Source organism: Sphingobacterium chungjuense (assembly GCF_011316935.1).
Lineage (GTDB): Bacteria > Bacteroidota > Bacteroidia > Sphingobacteriales > Sphingobacteriaceae > Sphingobacterium > Sphingobacterium chungjuense.
The window spans coordinates 129524-150410 of record NZ_WLYS01000006.1 but is presented as its reverse complement, the minus strand read 5'-3'; the positions used below and the strand labels follow the sequence as shown (position 1 = coordinate 150410).

Below are 20887 nucleotides of genomic sequence, written 5' to 3'. Positions count from 1 at the left end.
TTATGAAAGATAATTATTCCCTAGAATGGTTGACCATTTTTTATACGAGTTTTTTGATTTTTGGATCTTGTGCAAAGTCTGATTTAACGACAAATAATCAGCAAGTTCCAGTGAGTATAAGCATCATAACGGATGAGTTAGATAACCGGGATCAAAACTACAGATCTTCACAAAAGATCGTAGGCAGTCAAACAGACCCTTGGCAACTACTAAGGGGTAACAACGAAAGTATATCTCTTGGTGGTGGCTATTTCATAGCAGCTGAAATAATACCTGAAAAGCTAACACATAATCGAGCTGATTACGAATATCTTCACACCGCTCGATCAAGTATGATCAAAGAGCCTATCAAGCGTTTCATAAAATTTAGACTAGTGGTTTACGATACTAGTGGTGATTATGTTAGAGATAAAATTTACACCATAAATTCTCATGGAGCCGTCGAGCCTGATGACAGAGAATCATTAACACTGGATCGAGGAGTTTACAGCTTTGTGGCTTATTCTTACAATACCACTGTTGCACCTATAGAGGATTTGAGCAGCACCAATATTGATCATATTTTGTCCATCAATACGGCTTCCTATCCCCAATTTATGCTTTTTAGATCTGGAGCTATCCACATTGGACCGAGTAATGACAATAATCTAAATATTGCTTTCAAATATATGTTCTCGCCGATGCGGGTTACTATAGATGCCACGCCCACCAATGGTTATCTGATAGGGGGCGTCGGAGGAACCAGACTGTCCTCAGGTAGGGCTATTGCGCTAATAAGTTTGGCTTCTGGCAATATCGTTTACGATGGAGAGTCCACCTCCTCCGTGCTTACGTTTTCCTCAAATCAACAGCAAGTCATAACTAGCAATACCGTTTGGATGGCAAACAATATTTCAGATGCGTCGTTGCAAATAGGTTCTTTACGGGTAGGATCTGTAACTCGCGCAACCCCCATCGTGCTAAACAACATTCCGATACAGCCAGGGGTCGGATACCACATCCGTTTGCGGGTAGTACCGAGCGATCGTTATGAGGTAATAGACGGACAGGAAGCAGCACTTATTGATGGTCGTTATTGGATGAGAAGAAATGTAGGCGTATCACGAACTATAGATCCTGATCTTCCCGATGAGAATGGAAGTTTTCAACTCCTATTCGGAAATTATTATCAGTGGGGCAAACAAGAGATCCGAGCAACACCATTGACCGGAGCGGAGGCTTCTGAAAGCGAACAATGGAGCACACCTGCTTTAAACGGGTCGTGGTATTCAGAAACGGACAATGGTGGAAAAATAGTGGAGAATGACCCTTGCCCAGCAGGGTGGAGAGTTCCTACCAGCAAGGAGTTTTACGACCTTATTAACCAAACAACGCAACTGGTTACAGATAACAAGGGAACTAATTGGAACGCTTCCGTTACCAATGTTTATACCGCTAAGGTGTTCAGAAGTAAGAGAGATAAAAATGTGGTGCTAACTTTTCCAACTGCAGGCGCCTACCAGCCCGGAGATCGAATGCTGATCGAGAGAGGAAGTATAGGGTTTTATTGGACATCAACCGAACAGTCTGACAATGAAAACTCTGTGCGGATGCGATTTACTATTAACAATGACGCAAACATTGGCGCCGGAAGATCTAATCGGCCTTATGCGTTTCCAGTACGGTGTACCCGAGCCGTTTATTAAAATGCGGTTGAAGTACTCTTTTGTCTTTAAACTATCAATATTGACTAACAGTTTGAAATCCAAAATTTCATTTGTCGAATATGTATTGTATGCACTATTAGCAATGTCAATTGTATATAATGCGATTGTCTCCTATAAATTTTTAATGTCATCTTGATAGAACGTATTCTATCAATAAGTACTTTTTAGTAAACATAACGTCATCTTCGATGCTTGTATCAAGCAAGGGTAGCAAGTTTAGTCTATAGTGTATTTGTCTCATAAAACGAACTTATTTAAACTTTGTTAGTTAGATACCTACAATTCATCACTAAAAGCATTTAGATATGAATAACGAGAAATATAAAATTCCAGAGCAATATATTGGTGGAGAAATGGATGTCTTAGCGAAAGTCGAATGCAACAGTATTGAAAATGCGAAGTTGCTTTACGCTGATGTATGCAATCGACTTTCAGATGTAAATAGCTGGGAAGCTATGTCGAATACGTCTTTGTCATCATTTACTATCATCGATTCTAATGGTAATGTAGTGAAACGGCAGACAAAACAAGGCGATTTTATACGTATTGATATTCCTGGGCCCGGAACGAAAATAGGTCATGGTTTTGACTGGGTATGTGTTGAAATCGTGAGCAACGACGTTATAGAACAAGGAAATCTGTTTAGCATTCAGGTCAGACCCTCAGCTAACCCAAATAGCGAAAGCGTAAAAATTGCGCATTTTTTAGACTCAATTGCCACATCTACCTTTCAGATTCGTCGAGTTGATAAAACTGTTTCTGCAGAAGAGCACGGAAGAAATGAAACACCAAATCTTAATACAGGAAATTTTTTAGATAATCTTCGTAATGGACTTGTTGGCACAGCTGCATTACTTGGATTATCCTACCCACAGTGGAAAAGTTTGGTGGAAGGCTTGGTCAACCAAGGTAGGAAACATAGTAGTTAAGTGGAACGAAGTAAAAACTGTAAAACAACAACTTAGCCTTCTCATTTTTAAGTATTAAGGCAGACGAATGTACAGATGAGCTTTTAAGACAATAATTTTGAGCTTCCGCCGATAATTACTACTCACACTTTTAAAGACCTTTGTAACTATAAAATTTCATCGTATGATTATAGTAATGACAGGTGGCACTAGTGGGATTGGTGCTGAAGCTTTAAATAAAATTAGGGAAAATGAAGACACTATTGTCTTTGTTGGTGCAAGAATAGGAAATAGAACATTGCCCAATGGCGCAAAGACATTGACACTTGATTTATCGTCCTTAGACAGTGTTAGGGTGTTCGCAGAGAACGTTCTGGAAAACATTTATCCACACAAAATAGATTTACTAATTTTAAACGCAGGTGTACAAGCGGACAAGAACGGCGGAGTTGGTGTCGATGGCTTTAATTTAACTTTCACCGTAAACCATTTATCGCATTACCTGCTAGCGCGGCTACTCTTACCTCATATCGCTTACGATGGGAAGATTTTGATCACGACAAGCGATTCACATGATGCTCAGGTTATACCATTCGGGCCAAAAACGGTTGATATAAATAAATTAGCATTCCCTGATAATAGTAGTCCAAAAGGGATGGCACTCTACGCCGCAACCAAACTATGTAATATACTGACGGCAGATACGCTTCATAATAAACTTCTGGGCAATTCTAACATACAGGTTATCGCTTATAACCCTGGACTAACGGGTGACACTAGTTTAATGGGAAAACAAACCGGGGTGATGAAAATTATTGTAAAAGCGGTGAGACCTATGTTTCGATTTTTAAGCCTGTTCAATCCAATGTTTTATATGAATACAGCAAAGAATTCAGGGGAAATTCTCTCCGATTTAGCATTGGGTAATAAAAAATTGCCGAAAGGGAGATTCTATGCTTCGGTAGTTCGGGGCAAAGTCACGTTCCCAAAGCCAGGAATACTGGTAGAAGACGAAACTTTAAAAAAAGACTTATGGACGAAAAGTGCTAAAATGGTAAATTTATCACCGTAAAAAGTAATTTAACCATGTCCAACATCTTTTCTGATGCGATCGTGTATTCACTGAATACAGCTAAACAAACGGAGTACGACAACATTCTTACAGAGCACGTACTATTATTCCAGATTTCAGGTGAAATGACTTTCGAAACATCAGAACAGAGAATTGTAGCCCAGCCTGGACAAATTTATCTTGTTAGAAAACATCAATTTGTTAAGGCTACCAAAAAGCCAACTAATGGTCAGGAATACAATGCTTACTTGTTTATATTAAAGGAAGACGTGCTTAGGCAGTATGCGCTTGAAAAAAGCATTACAGTTCCGCACAGCTTACAGTTTGGTACGAAGAACATCCTCCTTTCTAAAAGTAACATGTTTGACTCCTTGGTATCATCACTCTCCTTTCATAGTAGGGATACATTAAAGATTGATCATCCTTTATCGGTTCTAAAAGTTAGGGAAGCTATAGAGACAGTACTATTGACAAATCCACGCTTGGAAAACTTTCTTTTTGATTTTTCTGAACCGTATAAGATAGATCTTGAGAAATTTATGTTAGCAAACTACAAGTTTAATGTAGGTATGGAACATTTTGCTACATTAACAGGAAGAAGTTTAGCTACATTTAAGCGAGATTTTATGAAGGTATTTGCAGACACTCCAGGGCGATGGCTTCTTCACAATCGATTAAAAGAAGCTCATTATCAAATTCAAAAAAACAATAAAAGGCCGTCCACAATTTTTATGGAGGTCGGGTTTGAAAGTTTTGCACACTTTTCAAATGCTTTCAAATCGAAATATGGTTACTCACCTAAATCAATTGCCAAACCCGCATAGTATCTTATTGTGACGCCTCGAACTCTAGAAAGATACAACTAGATTTAGAAGTTCCTACATGCTGAAGGAGCTGTTTCACAAAACGAATGTAATTTCGATTGAGTGGCTCGAAGTTCCATATAAACTACAAACATTCTGCGAAATGTCACATAAAAGAGACTTAAGCCTTTTTTATGTGACATTTGTCGTTACATTTGCATCATGATCGACACGAAAGAAAAAATTATAAACGCTACTATAAACTGCTTGAACAGAAACGAGGCAGCGACTATTGAAGAGATAGCAAACCATATCGGCATAACGAGAAGAACCATCCATAGACATTTTCCGGATCGCACTACATTGGTTCACTGCTGCATGGAAAAAATGATGAAGATTTGCAATGTAGCCATGAATGATGCTTACCAGAGTAGCCAGGCCCCCCTAGAGCAGATCGAAAACATGTTTTATGCAGCGCTGGGTGTAGGTGCCGAATACTCTTTTGTAAAAAAACTATATGCACGCAGCGCATATAAAGAGGTGGTCGAAAAACAGGCGACCGCATCAGGATTCGATAACGTGAAAGAAAAATGGTTTGCACTGATAACAGAACTTCAGAAGCATAACGTTATACCTTCCAAATTGCCCCTGGCTTGGATCTATGATCTTTTCGGTGGAATGATTGACATTGCAGTTGCTGCACAGTCCAGCGGAGATGTGGCCATTAACGATATCAGAAGCCTCTCATGGAATGCATTTAAAGGAAGTATCGGAATCAACAATGGATAATATGAATATGAAGCACAGATTTACTACCGTACTATTATTAGCACTGGTCTTTGGGATACAGACCTTTGCACAAAGCAAAAAAACAGAAAGTATACAAACTATGACAAGGAATAACACTGATTTTAGCGATGAATATCTGGTAAGTTTATTGCCGGGATTTTCGAACCATTATGCAGAGGTAAATGGAACAGAACTGCATTACGTACAGGGAGGAAAAGGTTCACCTATATTATTACTGGCAGGATGGCCACAGACATGGTGGAGCTATCACAAGATCATGCCGATACTGGCAGAGCACCATACGGTTATTGCGGTCGATATACGGGGTATGGGATCCTCAGGTAAACCCAAAGAGGGATACACAAAGAAAAATATGGCGGGGGATATTGCATCACTGGTCAAAAGCACGGGATTTCCAACGGTGACCATAGTTGGGCACGATATAGGGGCAAATGTAGCTATTAGTTTTGCTGGACATTACCCGCAGCTTACTCAGAAACTCATCGTTCTGGATACACAGCATCCCGAGGAAGATCTTTACCAGCTTCCGATGCTACCTGTCGGACTTCCAGTCCATCCTTGGTGGGTCGCATTTAGCCAGACCAAGGATCTGCCGGAAACCTTGCTGGAAGGCCGTTTCCATCTGATACAGGAATGGTTATTTGACAAGATGTTATTTAATCGAGATAATGTCAGCGACTTTGACAGAAAAGTATACGGTGCGGCATATGAAAGCAAAGATGCTATTCGCGCTTCAAATGCTTGGTACCAGAGCTTTCCTGAAGATATTCAGGATATAAAGGCAATGAATCGTATACAAGCTCCAACTTTAGCGATTGCAAGCGCTGGAAGCTTGGCGATGTTGCAAGCGTCCCTTCCGAGATATATATCGGAACCAAAGTTTGAACAGGTCAAAGATTCCGGCCATTTTCTTGCAGAGGAGCAGCCAGAGATCGTGGCAACGCTAGTTTTGAAGTTTACTGGTGAAAATTAATGCTTTTTATTCCTTTGCGCAAATCGCCGAACCAAAGCACAAATTATCTAGAGCTGTCTTTAAAGCTCTAGATATATTAACATTACCAAACGTGGTAATAATAAAGTTTGGTAATGCTACAATATATAGTCTGGATATATCAATGATATTCTGGATATGTCTACGAATAACACGACAATGCTGTCTCACAAAACGAACGAAAATAAAAAACCCCTGACAATCGAGCGATTGTAAAGGGGCTACTAACTAACCAATTATTAACTGATGGCGAAAGTACGTTTTTAAAAGAACCATCTATATAAATATCACGGCACAAAGTCGCTATAGTATAAAGATGTATTCACAAGTAAGAATGATGTAACAGTGTATAAGTGTATTGATGTATATGCACCATAGTGCTAAATTATAAGATTATATTAAGTACTCAGGTAGCAGGTTGATTTTAGAATCATTTTAAAAACCGCTAAAAAATGAGTGATTGGGACAAAAATAATAGATTCAATTGATGTTAATAAAGTGAGCTGTGTCAAAAGTCAACCTTAAACTCATCAGCTTAAAAAATGCTGTTAACTGCTTTTCCAGAATCTTCATCTAAAATCTATCAAGCAATTCGCAGTGGTGACCATATGTATTTATTTGAGCAATGTTGGTAGCTTATGATACTTTTCCACTTTTATTCTTAAAAACCATCTATATCAAACTTAATTTTGCGGTTTGGGAGATGACTTATCAATTGTTGCAGAAATAATCGAGCAACACTTTTCACCCTTACATCCAAAGGAATACCGATGAACGGCAGATGCAATTGGGATATCAAATTTGTAACTCAAACAAATTGCAGTATCTATTTGAATATTTTTTTGCTTGACTATTTGACTTAATGCCATAAAGTGACCTAGGGCACTACCATCGCCAAGGCATAATATGTTCTCACTTCGTGACGGTGGATTCATGGCGTGAGCTGCACCGAAGAGGATTTCGTCCCCAATTTTAAGCTTCTTTACCCAGCGACTACCAGGCCCGTCATGTCCTGCTTCGATATAAAGAGTACATATATTTTTATCGGGCAGCCAATTGGCCGGAGTATAATCTCTATAAGTTAGCAGTTCTACCCTACATTTTAGACGTTTAACAGTATTCCAACTAGACATGTTAATAGATGGAATATAAACATCTATCTCGTACATGTATGCTGGTTGCCAAACACGTATAGCTAACACCCTTCCAGAAGAACATAGCGCTTCAACTATATCATTAGTGACCTTTTTTAATATATTTGCCAACTTGATTGCTTTTATACAAAGTTACATATACCGTTTAGTTGATTTGTCCAACGAATAGCGGCAATATGTGGACAGATCACTTATTAATTCTATCATCTTTTATCAAGCAAAAACTATCTCTAAAAACGAACCCATATTAACAAATTACAGAAAGCAGCCGAAAGGCTGCTTTCTTATTACAATGCCCCTATTAACATTAATTATGTGGAATAATGATAATAGATTAGATGAATACCTGTACTTATTTAAGCGCGTAGTTGATGTAGCCCCCATCCACTAATAGCTCTGCTCCAGTCACAAAACTTGCGTCATCAGAAGCTAAAAATAATATAGCCTTTGCGATTTCGTCAGGGTTGCCCATTCTTTGTAGTGCTGTAGCAGCAACAGCCATTTCCTCGGCGCCTCCCGGAATAGCCTCAAAACCTGGTGTCGAAGTTGGTCCAGGACTAACAATATTGACACGGATTTTTCTATCTGCTAATTCGTTCGCTGCAATTTGAGCAATTTTGCTAACTGCTGCTTTAGTGGCTGAATATACACTGGCTCCTATATTTGTGGCAGTTGCTACTACTGATGAATTAAACAATACAGCAGATCCGTTTACTAAATGTGGAATTAACTTTTGTAAAGTAAAGTAAGCACCCTTGACATTGGTATTGAATTGAGCATCAAAAACTGCTTCTGCTGTTTGTTCAATTGATGAAAAAGCAAACATTCCGGCATTTAGGAAAAGTACATCAATTGTATGTCCGCTATCTACAATTGTTTTTTCTAGAAGTGTAATGCCAGCTAAATTTGACGTATCAGAAACAACCGTTTTCAAGTTTGGACTGGCGATTTCTTCAGTTGCCTTTTGTAAGTTATTAACACTTCTGCCTGTAATCCAGACGTTTGCCCCCGAATTGATGAATGCTTTTGCAGTTGCAAGTCCAATTCCTGTGCTGCCACCCGTTATTACTACATTTTTGTCTGTGAAATTCATTTTTAAATCTTTTATTGTTTCTTTAATAAATTTGAAACAAAAATATTTCGTTACTTACCCCATATCAAGTACGCATAAATTTGTGCGTACTTGATATGACAATTGATTGACAAGCGATGTACAAGAAGAAAATCCCTATTAGAACGGAGTGCGGCTTACACGTGTTCAAGGAACTGTTGAATGGCAAGTGGAAGCTAATGTTGATTTATTACATATCAGAGGATGTAAAAAGGCCGGGAGCATTGCAGAAGACAATGGCTGTAGATAGGCGGGTGATGACCAAGCAATTAGATGAATTGGTACAACATGGGTTTGTAGAGAAATTGTCTTTCGGTACTAAAATCCCTAAAGTAGAATATAAGTTAACGGCTTTGGGAAATAGTTTGTTGCCTTTGATCATCAGCTTGGAACGGTGGGGCGAGGATAATCGGTCTGTATTAGATTTAGCTCTCGGAAAAAGTAATAGCCAAATTATTAATGGCCCGACGCAATGTAATATTTAACGATAAATGCATAATTGCAAAAAGTCATTTTTCAGTATCCAAAATAGAAAGTTAATGTGTCCTAATTGTCATAAAATGAGACCTCAATGATACACGATTTCTAAATCTGGTTCGTATGGATGAAGGCGAGATCCCACTCAATAAGGAACATTTCTTCTTGCTGCCCTGATACAGGAAATCTTGGGAGATACAAAGTTGTTAACACAGAAGCATGCTATCCAGCTTATCGATTGTGAGTCAATTGAGGTTTTTGCGGACTGGGACAAGATAGGGCATATATTGATAAATCTGGTAAGCAACGCGATGAGTACTCTCCGCAGGGAGGAACAATAACTCTGTTCTGTGATAAAAAGCTAGATGGAAGCGTGAATGTATTTGTTAAGGAACTGGTATTGGTATCAGCAAAGCGGATAAAAAAAGATTATTCCAGCAGTTCTATCGAGTTGAAAACGAACAAAGTCAGCATATAGCGTGATTTGGGATAGGTCTATATCTTGTAGGAAATCCTGCGTCGCCACGACAGCAAGATCTAGGTTAAGAGTGAAGAGAGCAAAGGCTCCATATTTAGTTTTGATATTCCGCCGGAAGCAACTCATATCGTTTAGGGCAACTTATTGTTTCATAAAACCAATATAAACTTAGGTTTTTAAAACTTTTTATGATGGATTTATAATCCTTAATTTTATATTGGATCAGTAATCACCCTTTAAAATTTGGCAAGCTAACCTACTATTGGGAAGTATCATCGGTAAGCTATCCAATGTTTCATACTCTTGATCAGTAGGAGGTGGAAGGTCGCTCACGCTAGACAAAATTTCAAAATGGCAATCGGCACTTTTTTATATAAATTATAAAAGTGAGATGTTTCTAAGCAATCCATAAATAGTCCCAAAAAACGAACTTATAGATTAAGTCATAAGTGGTGCTTAAAATTACTTGGTTATTGATCGTTCACTAGTCTACAGTAAAGACCAGATAATTATTTAAAGCATAAAAAACGCCTGAAGTGGGGAACTTCAGGCGTTTTATTTTACTAACCAATTATTAACCTATATAGATATTTGCAAAGTTAATGCCATTCTTCGTTACAAGTGTTCTGCAAAACTAATGTGTCTCACAAAACGAACGAATTGTAAGCGCCCTCGAAAATTTACATTCACAAAATAGATAAGACTCACACAGTAAGTCTGAGCATTTGTCTCGCAATCGAAGAAATCCTACTTCGTTGAGGATTTCTTTTTTAACATAAAATATATTGTTACAACAAATGCAATGAAGTATAGCATTCCTAAAGAGGTATTGTCAAATGCTAAATTTTTAAAATTAAATTCTCTTAACAATGCTAGTCCAATTGGAAGCGCAATGAATGCAATTCCCAAATCGAAACCTAGTTTATTACTCATAGTATAAATGCTAATTGCCAAATGGACACAGTTCTTACAAATGATCGTATACAAGCCAATGAAACAATTCGTAGCTGTTTTAAGACGGATTTATAAGCCTGATTTTTGTATTGGATAAGTAATCACCCTTTTTAATCTGGCAAGCCAATCTGCTATTGTTAAATATTATTGGCAAGGTATCTAATGTTTCATATTCTTGATCAGTAGGAGGAGGAAAGTGATCCATACCGGACAAAATTTCACAATGACAATCTGCACATAATCCCATACCTCCACAGGTAGCTCTCATTTCATAGTTACCTGCTTTTAGGATTTCCATTAAATTATCTTCGATATCTACTTCGATTAAGGACTTCTTCAAAGATCCATCTCGATCTATAACTTCAATGTTTATATTTTTAAAATTCATTGATTCCATTTACTGTAGTATACTTGAATGATAATCTTTTATCAGGATAAACGTACTTAAAGGCACTTTGAGCCATCAGTGCCGCCTCGTGATATCCACACAAGATCAAATTGAGTTTCCCTTGATATGAATTGATATCACCGATAGCATATATGCGTTCTACGTTTGTGCTGTAATCCTTAGTATCCACTAGGATAGAATTCATGCTTAAATCTAAGCCCCACCGAGCTATGGGACCCAATTTAGGACTCAACCCATATAAGGCAATAAAATGATCACAATCAACTGACACGGGGTCGTTATTGTGATCTGTCATATTCAATCTTTGTAGCTGGTCTGTGCCTTCTAATGAATCAAGACGGTGTGAGAGCAGTAATTTAAGTATGCCCTTTTTTTCTAAGTCGTATATTTTGGAAGCAGAATCTGGTGAACCTCTAAAAGTGTTGCTTCGATGAACTAAAGTAATTTCACCGGCAATGTCTGCTAAATAGTTTGTCCAATCCATAGCAGAATCTCCTCCACCAGCAATAACTATCTTTTTACCCCTAAAGTGATGTGGATCTTTAACCATGTAATGAACATAGTTAGGATAATACCTGTCTAAATTTTTGACCTCGGGCAATCTAGGCTCAAAACACCCCAGTCCACCCGCAATTACCACTACTTGACACTTAATGACGGTGCCAAGTGAGCCTATAACCTCATAGCTGCCGCTGTCCTGCTTTCGTAGTTCTTCGACACGTTCACCTAAACTAAACGTAGGTTTAAATGGGGCTATCTGTTCCAATTGGTTTTTTATGAGCTGCTCTGCAGTTATTACTGGATATCCTGGTATATCGTAAATAGGCTTTTTGGGATATATCTCCGTCAATTGCCCTCCTGCTTGGGAAAGTGCATCAATTAAATGGCATCTCATTTTAAGCAACCCGGCCTCAAAAACAGCAAATAAACCGACTGGACCAGCGCCGATAATACAGATATCAGTTTCTATAATCATTTTGATCATGTACTTATATATTATATCGGAGGTATGCCATTAAATGCTCTGGCATTTTATGGCATACCTCATCTTAAAGCTTGGAATAAGTTAAATGGGATGGAATTTGGCAAGATAAATATAGAAGATATTAGGCTATGTATTTGATATAGCTAATTTCTTTAAATATTAAAAGCATTAGAACGAAAGATTTCAAAGAACTATTACTTTCTAAAAAACCTTCAGCCCAATAATTCCAGCAACTATAAATAAGGCAGATAGCAATCTCAAAGTACTTGCCGAGTCGTTGAAAAATATAATTCCTATAGCCAAAGTTCCAACAGCACCTATACCTGTCCACACGGCATATGCAGTACCTATAGGGATGGACTTTTGTGCATAAAAAAGAAGCATACCACTTATACCCATGCTAACTACTGCCAACGCTACCCAGCCCAATTTACCAGAGGGAGCACTTTGTGCCATTTTCAGTCCAAGTGGCCACCCAATTTCAAAAATGCCGGCCAAAATCAATGCAAACCAATTCATATCTAAACAGTTATATTACACTAAATTATTAAAACAAAGGTAGGCCGTTTTTTTAGCGATAGATTTTGCAAATGTTAAAAAAACTTTGATAATCTCTCTTTAGGACTAATATTTTCTCATTTATATTGCCTGAAGAATATGTATCATTCTATCCACCCCAAATCCTTAAATAGTGACAATAGATCATCTTGGAATATTGGTTTATTGAGGTGTAATAGTTTAGTTGGGCCGAAATAGGCTAAATAATTTTCAGGATAGGCTGTCGCTATCACTACATGGCATTCAAAATTTATTTGACTTAATATTTCAAGTGCTGAACCATCTGACAATCGGACGTCCATAAAAATTAGATCAGGCTGTGCATTTCTTTTAAACCAGACTAAAGCATCTTGTACGCTATCAAGCACTGGTAAAAATCTGGCCTTTTCGAGCGTTGCATTTATTAATCGACGTAAACGATTTGCATTAATTTGCTCATCCTCAATTATCATTATTTCTCTCATAGCTTCGCTTTAATCTACATCTGCTTTATAGGTTGATGCTAAATTGGAGCAAATTAAAGGCGAGATATCTTCTTTGATAATCATACGATCGATGCGAAATCTGTAAATCAAAGGTGTTGGATTGCACCGCTCTGAGTTATTTTCTTATTTCAAGCATAGATAAACTATTCTCAAACCTATTAGCTAAATCAGTATGAAAAAGCACTAATGAGATTGACGAAGAAAATTATGGCTTGTAAATTTTAAAATTACAGATTTAATCAAGGCCATCTACCACCCTATAAATTGACATCAAAATTAATGAAGGGATCGTCATTAATATTTTGCAAATGTTAAAAATAATTGATCATCTGACATCGCCTCTGATACGGCTCAAACTTGCCTGGTTTATACCAAGAAAGGAGGCGATATATTTTAATGGGACTCTTTGTATAATCTCGGGAGATGTCTCTAACAATTTGATGTATCTGTCGGCGGCGTTATAGAATTGAAATATAATCAACCTTTTTTCTAACAAAATCATCTGTTTTTCCGCAAGCTTTCTCCCCCAGTTTGAAACTTCAATTTCGGATATGTAGTACTTTTGAAGATGCCTAGAATCTAGTTCAAACAATAAACTATCCTCTAAAACCTCCATAATCTCATATCCAGGTTCATTATTTACATAACTATTGATTGATGCTACTGCGTCACCCTCTTTAAAAAATGCGAAAGTAACCTCTTCTTCCTCGATCGTTGTGAACCCCCTTACCAGTCCCTTACTGATAAAATAGAATTTGTTATTTACTTTCTTATGATTGATTAATACAGATCCCTTCTTGAAATTCACTGGTTTGGCAGTTTGAATGATGAGCTCTTTTGCTTCCGCGGAAACTGGATAAATTGCATGTATAATATTCTCTAGATCAATCATATTATTAGTGATATGGGATTAAAAATACAAATTGAATCATATCCAAACAATAGCATAAATAAGTTTGAAATTTGAGATAAAATGAACCACAAAACGAGTGATTTGACAATTTGTATAACCATAATAAGCAAAGAAAGAATAAATTCACGACATCTAAACGTTCTCAAACTATGGTTAAACACAACAATGTCAACTCAATTTTCGTTATTATGCTGTGATACATAATCATTTATTTATGAATGGATGGGAAATAGATAAACCAAACGAAGATATACTATTCGGAAATAAAAAACGCATTAAAGAATATGCGCTTAAAAATCCCCTTGCAGCAACTGATACAGAAGGCGACATCCTATTTATAATTCGCAAATATCATCTGTCGCTTAACTGCAGTCCAGATCACCCGGATTACAGTTCGGACACTTATCGTATTTGTCTGGCTTACTATGATGCTACAAGCTACTCTTTCTTTGATTTGCCTACTTCACTAGATTATGTGGGTGTAGAAGCAAAAATAGATGACAACACGGGCAAAGCAGTTCTCACCATCATAGCTGATGGAATTAGCCGAACCACTAACATTACTGAACTTTATCAAAAATTTGGTAACAGCACCGCGCCCCTGGATGAAGAAGGAAAGTTGCAAACGTTCAAAAGTTTAGAAAATACTATTCAGACTGTACAACGTGCTAAGATCGATGTCACAGAGGTGTTTTCGGAAATAATTGGTGTATTACAACAAGATCAACATTTTGACGACTGGTGGCATTCCAGAAGCATTTCTGTACCCTATATCGATGGACAGGAACTTGTTTTTACTTTTATTGATTTTAATCCGGGAGAAGACGAAGCATTTATTTCGGAGGCAGACGAGGTTACCCGCAGCTTCCTATCGCTTAATGCCGCAGATCGTGAGTCTGCCTCAACACACATATATAAGAATTGTATGGAGTTTCTAGATGCAATTGGTTACAACGATCAGGATGCAGCACTTTGGGAAATTAAAAATCAAGAGGAGATATGGCATCATGTGCGGTACAATCAATGTTTTATAAGTCGAGAGCCTTATGAAGATCACCAAGTATACCTAATCCTTAGCTGTGAGTGCGACTGGGAGACGGAGCATGGTCTACAACTTGTCTTCAACAAGCAGGGTAAATTAATCAGAGTTAGTGCTGAAGATGGCGATATCTTGGGCTATCAAGGAGATGGAATGATTCTTTGATGCAGAAAAAATTAGTTTAATTTTTCCATCCAACGATACTAGTTACAAAGTAAACTCAGTATAAAACCGATGTGATTCACTCAACTTAAGAACGTTGATTTGTCTCACAAAACGAACTAATCTCAGGACAACAGATTGCCATTAACTATTTTTTCTCCTTAATACTAACTATGTATTTACGGATATCGGCTTCCAAATTATTCGGATATTTATAATTCAACGACTCTGCTAATTCTGTTCCCAATTTATGCGTAATATCCGCGTAAGCAAATAAAGACAACCAATTTTCTTCGATATCTGATCCAGAGAAGGTAGCTGTAATTTTATTCCACAGGTCCTCTGAAATATACTTTTTAAAAAATCTTCCGTGCTTATTTGTACCTACCTTCCAGCCATTTTGATTAGAAATATACCATTCAATCAGCGGCACTAAATATTGTGACCTCATAATACTCTCACTCACAAACTTTGCATAGAATATTTCATCACGTTTTAAGCATTTTGCTACATATGTCATGTCCCACCAAATGTCATTTAATAATTTAGAAAATTCTATTGAATCTGGTTTTTTTATTATAGCTGAATTATAGGTAGCTGGTTTAAGTGCATTAGTAAGCTGATCTTTATCAACCAGAACTTTATAACCAATATCCCAGTCCATAGGTAAATCAACTCTATTAACCTCCTCCTCGAAGGCGGGAATACTGTAAACTTTGAAATCAACCTTCACATCATTATCGTAAAGCACCATCTTAATTGCATATCTACCTTCAAATGAATTTTCATTATCTGATATTTTGGCAATAACTTTTCCAAAGTTTCCAAGCCAATTGTCTGATTTTAGAAACTCTTTACTATTACTGACAACAAGTTCGATATCCAGATCGCTAAATTCATCTGGAACAGCTATTTCGCTCACCATCGAACTGGTCAACAACATTATACGTATCTCCGGGGTACGCTTTACCCAAAGAGTAATCTGATCAAGAAGTATTTCTCTGGATGATATCATGCATCAAAATTAATGATAAAAACAAAATTTGAGAATCATATACAGTTTCTACATGTACAGTTGATTTCATTACTGGGATGACCAGCAACGAATAGCGGAGATCATTAAACTCAATGTTTGGGTTTTTGAAAACTCCATTAGAAAAATCTCAATAAACGAATGAATTTGAATAAATTCTACGAATCGATAATTTTCACAATTAAATATAGATATCAAACTATTATCTTTGTTTAAGATGCCATCAATAGCATTTAGACTATCTTTATCCTCATTATGAATATTCGAATACAAATAGCTGTCACGGCAGTACTTTTAATCTTATCAAACCATCTGTTTTCTCAAGAAAAGGACGTTGTTTTTGATAAAGAATATATGGAACGAAATAATGGGAAAACAACTATAGAAATTAATGAAGCGCAAGAACTTATCTACATCATACTGTCACTAACAGATTTTGCAAAAGAGAATTCTAATATGGTGAAACATGAATCCAGTTATTATGACAGCGTTCAAACACATTTTTCACCATTTGCAGAACTGCGCGTGGTAAAAGAATTTGATAAGTTACTTCGAGAAAGTCTTGTGAACTATTTTCTGCTATCAGCAAATGCATATGGCTTTACGTTCGATAACAATAAGCTAATCCCTACCAACGTTTACAATTTTCCGGGCAAAGGAATAGGTAATTATGAAATCGCTGTTAATCCTATAATCACACACCTTACATCTTTAGAAGAATTCGTGACAAAAGCAAGTTATCGAAAATTTTACGATGATAACCAAAAGTATTACGACAAATTAAAATCTGAGTATGAGAGCTACGCTACCGTTGACAAGCAAAAGGAGTGGTTAGAAAACCGATTTGATTATAAAATAAATAGTTACCGCATACTTACATCACCTTTAATAGCTGGGATGAATGCGACGCATACATTTACTGATGAAGGTTTTAAAGAAATGCTACTTTTTGTACCAACCATTTATAAGAATAATGATTGGGGTGAAAAGTATCAAAAATTAAGGAATGTAAGGATAATTTTTACGGAAATTGACCATAACTATGTAGGTCCTGTAAGTGATCGCTATTTAAACCGATTGAATTTAATATTTAGTAATCGTTCAAAATGGGTAGACAGTAGTAATAAGACTGTTGAACATTATCCAAATGCCTTAAAAGTTTTTGATGAATATCTAACATGGGGACTATTTATACTTTATTCTTATGATAAGATAAAGGACGATCAAGATCTTTTCCATAAAATGGTGAATCATGTGAACGATCGAATGATTTTAAAAGGTTTTCCAAAAGCATTAGAATTCAATCAGAAATTACTAGACCTATATGAGAGTGGCAAATACGCAAAAATTGAAGATCTTTATACACCACTATTGGATTGGTGCGAGAGCCAATAGTCATAATTTGCTGAAAGTACAATCTGATAGTGTTTTTTCTAGGTAGATATTGAAAACATACATCGTCCAAGCTTCATAATCGAATAGCAGATAAAGACGTTCGCCTGTTAAAACCTGTCTCACAAAACGAACGTTTTTATACATCAGTGTTCAATTTATGATATAATATATTCAATGGTGACTCCCTGTAGGCTAACCCCAGCATCACCCTCTCATAAACTTCAATTTCGAGTTAAAGATCGTCGCCATTTTTTCCGCTCTCCATTTTGCCTCCTCGGCCAGCTTCCCTTCAAAATGCGTGTCGACGGTGCGGCACCAGATTGCTAGCCAGCGGTCGAAATGCGTACTATTGATCGAGAGCTGAGCATGCGCTGGAAATGGATTGCCGTTGTACGTATGTTCTTCCAATAGAAGCGTTTGCCAAAAGGCGTACATTTTTTCCAAATGTACAGGCCATTCGTGGATAGCCCCCAGAAAAATATGGCCTATCAAATCATCATTTTCCACCTCCACATAAAATGAATCCACCAAGAGTTTTATATCGCTGAGACTGAGAATATCTGTTTTCATGCACAAGCTGATTAACAATTACATTACCTAGTACAATAGATAATAGGACTAATATAGGAATATATTAATACATGATAACGTAGTCCTTTGCTACGGTCTATATCCATCATTTGAGATGCTTACGAACAGCTTCTACCGGAATGTCGTAGTAGGCGGCAAATTCTTCAGCAGTGAGTAAATGATGATCCGATTTTCGATAAGCAGCGCGTACAACACGGTAGTAGCGATATGCTTGGCGAATGCTGACGTTTAGTATCAAGGCGATATCCTGAGGATATATAACCAGACGATGAGGAGTTGTGTTCATATGTAGTCAATTAAAGTACCGAATAAATCAACCAATAGGCATCCACTAAAAATAGGATCAAGGATCCCTAAGCATGATAGGAACAATACCGCTCTACAATCACATTTTTCTTCCGTCTCTCGCAGTTTCCATGAGCAGTAATTCGCTGTTATAGGTAAATATATTTATAAAAAATTAATTTTAATTCTTATAACAATATTTTTACGTAATCAATACTATTTCAGTCGCTTATCTTCCAAAGATTATTCTTCACCATCCGGCCGTCTACGCTACGGCTTATGCTAAGGATAGCTAGGTGTGGTATCCGAGTGCCTACCGCCTATAAGGTGAATCATTAGTACACTAAAGGTGAATCGAAGGCAGAGTAGATGTCTATCTGACGCGAAGCAATGTCCAATCTATAGACAACCTTGCATGGATCATTTTGTGCCATATCTTGCCATTTTGTGTCACTTTGAGACATTTGATACCGTATGTTGCCATGTGTAACCTATTGCTGCCAATTGCTGCCAAAAGTGTCCAATCGTGCCATGCTACTTTCCAATTGCCTACATCTTTGGATACACTAAAAAAATATATTATGGCAAAGCAAGAAAGTTTCTTGAAAATGAGAGGAGTAATCGGGGATTTATCCTTCTCAAAACACCGTACCAGAGGGTACGAAGTCCGCACAAAAGGTGGAGTGAGCAAAGATCGGATCATGAAAGATCCCAACTTTGTACGAACGCGTGAAAACATGCGCGAGTTTGGAACTGCTTCTAACAAGTCTCGGCAAATCCGGAGGCAGCTCAACAATTTATCCAGAGGAACGGCAGATGGATCGATGGGTAACAGATTGTTGTCTTTAGTATATCGCATCCAAAAGCGCGACTCGGAAAGCGTGCGCGGTAGCCGAACATTCCGACCGGAGAATGCGAAGTCGCTGCAAGGGTTCGAATTCAATCGCTATAGCAATCTATCGGCGGTTTTTTCAGCGCCTTTAGAGGCTTCGTTGGATCGGGAAACGGGCACAGTTAAGTTGGTCGTACCACCATTCGATCCGCGGGTAGATGTATATCTGTTCCAAGATGCTACGCATATACGTTTCAGCATGGCGGCGGCGATACTACCTGATACCGATCTGGTGCTACCCCAACCAATGATCGCAGAAACCGATTACATCCCACTAATCGGTCTGTATGGAGGGGCAGACTTGTATTCGCTAATACCTACGCCATCGGCAGAAGTGGTGTACACTGTAGTGGGCATATCCATCTATCAGCAGGTAAACAGAATGTTTTTTTCGCTGAATAAGGGGATACACAATGCCCTTTCTATCGTGCAGGTAGATTTACCTGAGGAATAGGTAAAACGCAAATAAGGTGCGCCGCCCGATGCGGCGGCGTACCTTATTCGCCATGTAGACCATGACTAAAAAACAAAGGAGGCATCATGAAAACATCAGAAATAGGATTAGCATTGATCAAAAAGTGGGAGGGATTCTCTTCCACACCCTATTTAGATCCGATCGGTATACCTACGATTGGGTACGGCTTTATCCGTTACCCTGGAGGAGTACGGGTAACCACACAAGATGAATCAATCACAATCGCTCAGGCAGACGAATTATTGCTGCAATTATTGACGCAAAATTACGAGGCCGATGTGCACCGCCTCATCACCGCTCCGCTGAACCAAAACCAGTTTGATGCATTGGTAAGCTTTACCTACAACTTAGGGGCAGGAAATCTAGCCAAATCTACCCTAAGACGTAAGGTGAACCTAGATCCAAGTAATCCGAGCATTCGCTCAGAATTTACGCGATGGAATCAAGCTGCAGGGCGTGTGCTGGAGGGGCTTACTAATCGGCGCCAAGCAGAGGCAGCCTTATATTTCAGGCCTTATAACCTTAAAAACCAAACACGATGAAAGAGCAACAACAACCTAATGACGCCGTACGCCCATCCTTGGCGCAGGTGGCCAACCATCCGGTATCGTATGCAATGGTCGTGATCGTGACGGTGTTCAATCTGGTATTTTATTATATCGTAGATCTGAACAAGGATTCGCGCGATACGGAAAGACAACTCAATGAGAAAATGCTGGAACTACAGAGAGGATTGTATCAACAAATTATTCAGGAAATACGACCAGCAGTAGAAAAGGTGACCGAAGCGGCTAATAAAGTAGATAGCGCCGTGGTAGCTGTAGATAGTGTGGTGCAAAAACAGAAGGGGAGGCCGTTATGAAAAAGGTGATATGGATAGCTGCTGCGCTACTACTCGTGGAGATCGGCTTTCAATCGGTTCCAGTGGCATCATCACATGCTGTGCCTGCAGTGCTCATCGGAATAGCCCGACCAATAGATGGCCTTGAGCCTATGGTCGATAGCTTATCGCAGCAATTACAGCAATTATCTACTAAAATCGAGATCATGTGGGATGTTGATCTGCCGCCTTAAACACGAGTTGTTTTTTTAGCAATCCTCAGATTGCGAGGCTGCTTGATATGTCCTACGGATATAATTTGTGTACTACGACACCGACGATTAATACCATACATTTACCTGTATCCCTTTAGTATTCCAA

The 20887-nt window shown here is 38.1% G+C and carries 24 protein-coding genes; 13 read left to right on the top strand and 11 right to left on the bottom strand.

Annotated features, from left to right (window positions below):
• Nucleotides 1-2: 2 nt before the first annotated feature.
• From GKO22_RS14360 to GKO22_RS14335, 6 genes are all read left to right on the top strand, one after another.
• The gene (locus tag GKO22_RS14360) at nucleotides 3-1685 is read left to right on the top strand and encodes an FISUMP domain-containing protein (RefSeq protein ID WP_166336221.1); all 1683 of its coding nucleotides are present in this window, start codon (nucleotides 3-5) and stop codon (nucleotides 1683-1685) included.
• Nucleotides 1686-2011: 326 nt separating this feature from the next.
• Nucleotides 2012-2635 carry a hypothetical protein gene (locus tag GKO22_RS14355; protein WP_166336219.1) on the top strand — a complete coding sequence of 208 codons (624 nt, stop codon included), beginning with the start codon at nucleotides 2012-2014 and terminating at the stop codon, nucleotides 2633-2635.
• A 163-nt stretch (nucleotides 2636-2798) separates the two neighbouring features.
• Nucleotides 2799-3686, top strand: coding sequence for an SDR family NAD(P)-dependent oxidoreductase (locus tag GKO22_RS14350; protein ID WP_166336217.1), 888 nt, complete (start codon nucleotides 2799-2801; stop codon nucleotides 3684-3686).
• 14 nt (nucleotides 3687-3700) lie between these two features.
• Nucleotides 3701-4510 carry a helix-turn-helix domain-containing protein gene (locus GKO22_RS14345; protein WP_166336215.1) on the top strand — a complete coding sequence of 270 codons (810 nt, stop codon included), beginning with the start codon at nucleotides 3701-3703 and terminating at the stop codon, nucleotides 4508-4510.
• Between the two features lie 201 nt (nucleotides 4511-4711).
• Nucleotides 4712-5278 carry a TetR/AcrR family transcriptional regulator gene (locus GKO22_RS14340; RefSeq protein WP_166336213.1) on the top strand — a complete coding sequence of 189 codons (567 nt, stop codon included), beginning with the start codon at nucleotides 4712-4714 and terminating at the stop codon, nucleotides 5276-5278.
• Complete coding sequence (locus tag GKO22_RS14335) at nucleotides 5241-6272, top strand: alpha/beta fold hydrolase (protein ID WP_240920320.1); 1032 nt, start codon at nucleotides 5241-5243, stop codon at nucleotides 6270-6272. Before GKO22_RS14340 ends, GKO22_RS14335 begins: the two co-directional genes overlap by 38 nt.
• 701 nt (nucleotides 6273-6973) lie before the next feature.
• Here the strand turns inward: GKO22_RS14335 and GKO22_RS14330 are convergent.
• Nucleotides 6974-7555 carry an SIP domain-containing protein gene (locus GKO22_RS14330; protein ID WP_166336211.1) on the bottom strand — a complete coding sequence of 194 codons (582 nt, stop codon included), beginning with the start codon at nucleotides 7553-7555 and terminating at the stop codon, nucleotides 6974-6976.
• A 241-nt stretch (nucleotides 7556-7796) separates the two neighbouring features.
• A complete protein-coding gene (locus tag GKO22_RS14325; protein WP_166336209.1) occupies nucleotides 7797-8537 on the bottom strand; it encodes an SDR family oxidoreductase in 741 nt (246 codons plus the stop codon).
• A gap of 116 nt (nucleotides 8538-8653) precedes the next feature.
• On the opposite strand from GKO22_RS14325, the gene GKO22_RS14320 reads away from it, so the two are divergent.
• A complete protein-coding gene (locus GKO22_RS14320) occupies nucleotides 8654-9040 on the top strand; it encodes a winged helix-turn-helix transcriptional regulator (protein WP_166336207.1) in 387 nt (128 codons plus the stop codon).
• 1217 nt (nucleotides 9041-10257) lie between these two features.
• Here GKO22_RS14320 and GKO22_RS14315 read toward each other — a convergent pair.
• The 6 genes from GKO22_RS14315 to GKO22_RS14290 form a co-directional block, all read right to left on the bottom strand.
• On the bottom strand, nucleotides 10258-10443 hold the full coding sequence (locus GKO22_RS14315) for a hypothetical protein (RefSeq protein ID WP_166336205.1): 186 nt from the start codon (nucleotides 10441-10443) through the stop codon (nucleotides 10258-10260).
• Between the two features lie 79 nt (nucleotides 10444-10522).
• The gene (locus tag GKO22_RS14310; protein WP_240920319.1) at nucleotides 10523-10852 is read right to left on the bottom strand and encodes a 2Fe-2S iron-sulfur cluster-binding protein; all 330 of its coding nucleotides are present in this window, start codon (nucleotides 10850-10852) and stop codon (nucleotides 10523-10525) included.
• On the bottom strand, nucleotides 10842-11846 hold the full coding sequence (locus GKO22_RS14305) for an NAD(P)/FAD-dependent oxidoreductase (RefSeq protein WP_166336259.1): 1005 nt from the start codon (nucleotides 11844-11846) through the stop codon (nucleotides 10842-10844). The genes GKO22_RS14310 and GKO22_RS14305 overlap by 11 nt, the downstream gene beginning before the upstream one ends.
• Before the next feature lie 213 nt (nucleotides 11847-12059).
• A complete protein-coding gene (locus GKO22_RS14300) occupies nucleotides 12060-12377 on the bottom strand; it encodes a DMT family transporter (protein ID WP_166336201.1) in 318 nt (105 codons plus the stop codon).
• Nucleotides 12378-12520: 143 nt separating this feature from the next.
• The gene (locus GKO22_RS14295; RefSeq protein WP_166336199.1) at nucleotides 12521-12880 is read right to left on the bottom strand and encodes a LytR/AlgR family response regulator transcription factor; all 360 of its coding nucleotides are present in this window, start codon (nucleotides 12878-12880) and stop codon (nucleotides 12521-12523) included.
• A gap of 346 nt (nucleotides 12881-13226) precedes the next feature.
• Nucleotides 13227-13793, bottom strand: a complete 567-nt coding sequence (locus GKO22_RS14290) for a Crp/Fnr family transcriptional regulator (protein WP_166336197.1) — start codon at nucleotides 13791-13793, stop codon at nucleotides 13227-13229.
• A 235-nt stretch (nucleotides 13794-14028) separates the two neighbouring features.
• On the opposite strand from GKO22_RS14290, the gene GKO22_RS14285 reads away from it, so the two are divergent.
• Complete coding sequence (locus tag GKO22_RS14285) at nucleotides 14029-15018, top strand: DUF6985 domain-containing protein (RefSeq protein WP_166336195.1); 990 nt, start codon at nucleotides 14029-14031, stop codon at nucleotides 15016-15018.
• A gap of 145 nt (nucleotides 15019-15163) precedes the next feature.
• Here GKO22_RS14285 and GKO22_RS14280 read toward each other — a convergent pair whose 3' ends face one another.
• Complete coding sequence (locus GKO22_RS14280) at nucleotides 15164-16027, bottom strand: aminoglycoside 6-adenylyltransferase (RefSeq protein WP_394352164.1); 864 nt, start codon at nucleotides 16025-16027, stop codon at nucleotides 15164-15166.
• A gap of 276 nt (nucleotides 16028-16303) precedes the next feature.
• On the opposite strand from GKO22_RS14280, the gene GKO22_RS14275 reads away from it, so the two are divergent.
• Nucleotides 16304-17443: a DUF4932 domain-containing protein gene (locus GKO22_RS14275; RefSeq protein WP_166336191.1), complete on the top strand. Its 1140-nt coding sequence runs from the start codon at nucleotides 16304-16306 to the stop codon at nucleotides 17441-17443.
• Between the two features lie 204 nt (nucleotides 17444-17647).
• Here GKO22_RS14275 and GKO22_RS14270 read toward each other — a convergent pair whose 3' ends face one another.
• Together GKO22_RS14270 and GKO22_RS14265 are read right to left on the bottom strand one after the other, a co-directional pair.
• Entirely contained in the window at nucleotides 17648-18013 is a 366-nt protein-coding gene (locus GKO22_RS14270) for a group III truncated hemoglobin (protein WP_166336189.1), read from the bottom strand.
• A gap of 106 nt (nucleotides 18014-18119) precedes the next feature.
• Nucleotides 18120-18320, bottom strand: a complete 201-nt coding sequence (locus tag GKO22_RS14265; protein ID WP_166336187.1) for a hypothetical protein — start codon at nucleotides 18318-18320, stop codon at nucleotides 18120-18122.
• A 580-nt stretch (nucleotides 18321-18900) separates the two neighbouring features.
• Between GKO22_RS14265 and GKO22_RS14260 the strand changes: the two genes are divergently transcribed.
• The 4 genes from GKO22_RS14260 to GKO22_RS14245 all read left to right on the top strand — a co-directional run bounded on the left by GKO22_RS14260 (nucleotide 18901) and on the right by GKO22_RS14245 (nucleotide 20760).
• A complete protein-coding gene (locus GKO22_RS14260; RefSeq protein ID WP_166336186.1) occupies nucleotides 18901-19665 on the top strand; it encodes a hypothetical protein in 765 nt (254 codons plus the stop codon).
• 86 nt (nucleotides 19666-19751) lie between these two features.
• Nucleotides 19752-20228, top strand: a complete 477-nt coding sequence (locus GKO22_RS14255) for a lysozyme (RefSeq protein ID WP_166336184.1) — start codon at nucleotides 19752-19754, stop codon at nucleotides 20226-20228.
• Nucleotides 20225-20548, top strand: coding sequence for a hypothetical protein (locus tag GKO22_RS14250; protein WP_166336182.1), 324 nt, complete (start codon nucleotides 20225-20227; stop codon nucleotides 20546-20548). The genes GKO22_RS14255 and GKO22_RS14250 overlap by 4 nt, the downstream gene beginning before the upstream one ends.
• Entirely contained in the window at nucleotides 20545-20760 is a 216-nt protein-coding gene (locus tag GKO22_RS14245) for a hypothetical protein (RefSeq protein WP_166336180.1), read from the top strand. The genes GKO22_RS14250 and GKO22_RS14245 overlap by 4 nt, the downstream gene beginning before the upstream one ends.
• The last annotated feature ends 127 nt before the right edge of the window (nucleotides 20761-20887 follow it).

Coding starts and splice junctions, on each gene's coding strand:
- GKO22_RS14360 (WP_166336221.1), top strand. CDS start 3: ATGAAAGATAATTATTCCCTAGAATGGTTGACCATTTTTTATACGAGT.
- GKO22_RS14315 (WP_166336205.1), bottom strand. CDS start 10,443: ATGAGTAATAAACTAGGTTTCGATTTGGGAATTGCATTCATTGCGCTT.
- GKO22_RS14300 (WP_166336201.1), bottom strand. CDS start 12,377: ATGAATTGGTTTGCATTGATTTTGGCCGGCATTTTTGAAATTGGGTGG.
- GKO22_RS14350 (WP_166336217.1), top strand. CDS start 2,799: ATGATTATAGTAATGACAGGTGGCACTAGTGGGATTGGTGCTGAAGCT.
- GKO22_RS14310 (WP_240920319.1), bottom strand. CDS start 10,852: ATGAATTTTAAAAATATAAACATTGAAGTTATAGATCGAGATGGATCT.
- GKO22_RS14325 (WP_166336209.1), bottom strand. CDS start 8,537: ATGAATTTCACAGACAAAAATGTAGTAATAACGGGTGGCAGCACAGGA.
- GKO22_RS14275 (WP_166336191.1), top strand. CDS start 16,304: ATGAATATTCGAATACAAATAGCTGTCACGGCAGTACTTTTAATCTTA.
- GKO22_RS14345 (WP_166336215.1), top strand. CDS start 3,701: ATGTCCAACATCTTTTCTGATGCGATCGTGTATTCACTGAATACAGCT.
- GKO22_RS14290 (WP_166336197.1), bottom strand. CDS start 13,793: ATGATTGATCTAGAGAATATTATACATGCAATTTATCCAGTTTCCGCG.
- GKO22_RS14250 (WP_166336182.1), top strand. CDS start 20,225: ATGAAAGAGCAACAACAACCTAATGACGCCGTACGCCCATCCTTGGCG.
- GKO22_RS14335 (WP_240920320.1), top strand. CDS start 5,241: ATGCATTTAAAGGAAGTATCGGAATCAACAATGGATAATATGAATATG.
- GKO22_RS14260 (WP_166336186.1), top strand. CDS start 18,901: ATGGCAAAGCAAGAAAGTTTCTTGAAAATGAGAGGAGTAATCGGGGAT.
- GKO22_RS14265 (WP_166336187.1), bottom strand. CDS start 18,320: ATGAACACAACTCCTCATCGTCTGGTTATATATCCTCAGGATATCGCC.
- GKO22_RS14255 (WP_166336184.1), top strand. CDS start 19,752: ATGAAAACATCAGAAATAGGATTAGCATTGATCAAAAAGTGGGAGGGA.
- GKO22_RS14245 (WP_166336180.1), top strand. CDS start 20,545: ATGAAAAAGGTGATATGGATAGCTGCTGCGCTACTACTCGTGGAGATC.
- GKO22_RS14320 (WP_166336207.1), top strand. CDS start 8,654: ATGTACAAGAAGAAAATCCCTATTAGAACGGAGTGCGGCTTACACGTG.
- GKO22_RS14340 (WP_166336213.1), top strand. CDS start 4,712: ATGATCGACACGAAAGAAAAAATTATAAACGCTACTATAAACTGCTTG.
- GKO22_RS14295 (WP_166336199.1), bottom strand. CDS start 12,880: ATGAGAGAAATAATGATAATTGAGGATGAGCAAATTAATGCAAATCGT.
- GKO22_RS14355 (WP_166336219.1), top strand. CDS start 2,012: ATGAATAACGAGAAATATAAAATTCCAGAGCAATATATTGGTGGAGAA.
- GKO22_RS14285 (WP_166336195.1), top strand. CDS start 14,029: ATGAATGGATGGGAAATAGATAAACCAAACGAAGATATACTATTCGGA.
- GKO22_RS14270 (WP_166336189.1), bottom strand. CDS start 18,013: ATGAAAACAGATATTCTCAGTCTCAGCGATATAAAACTCTTGGTGGAT.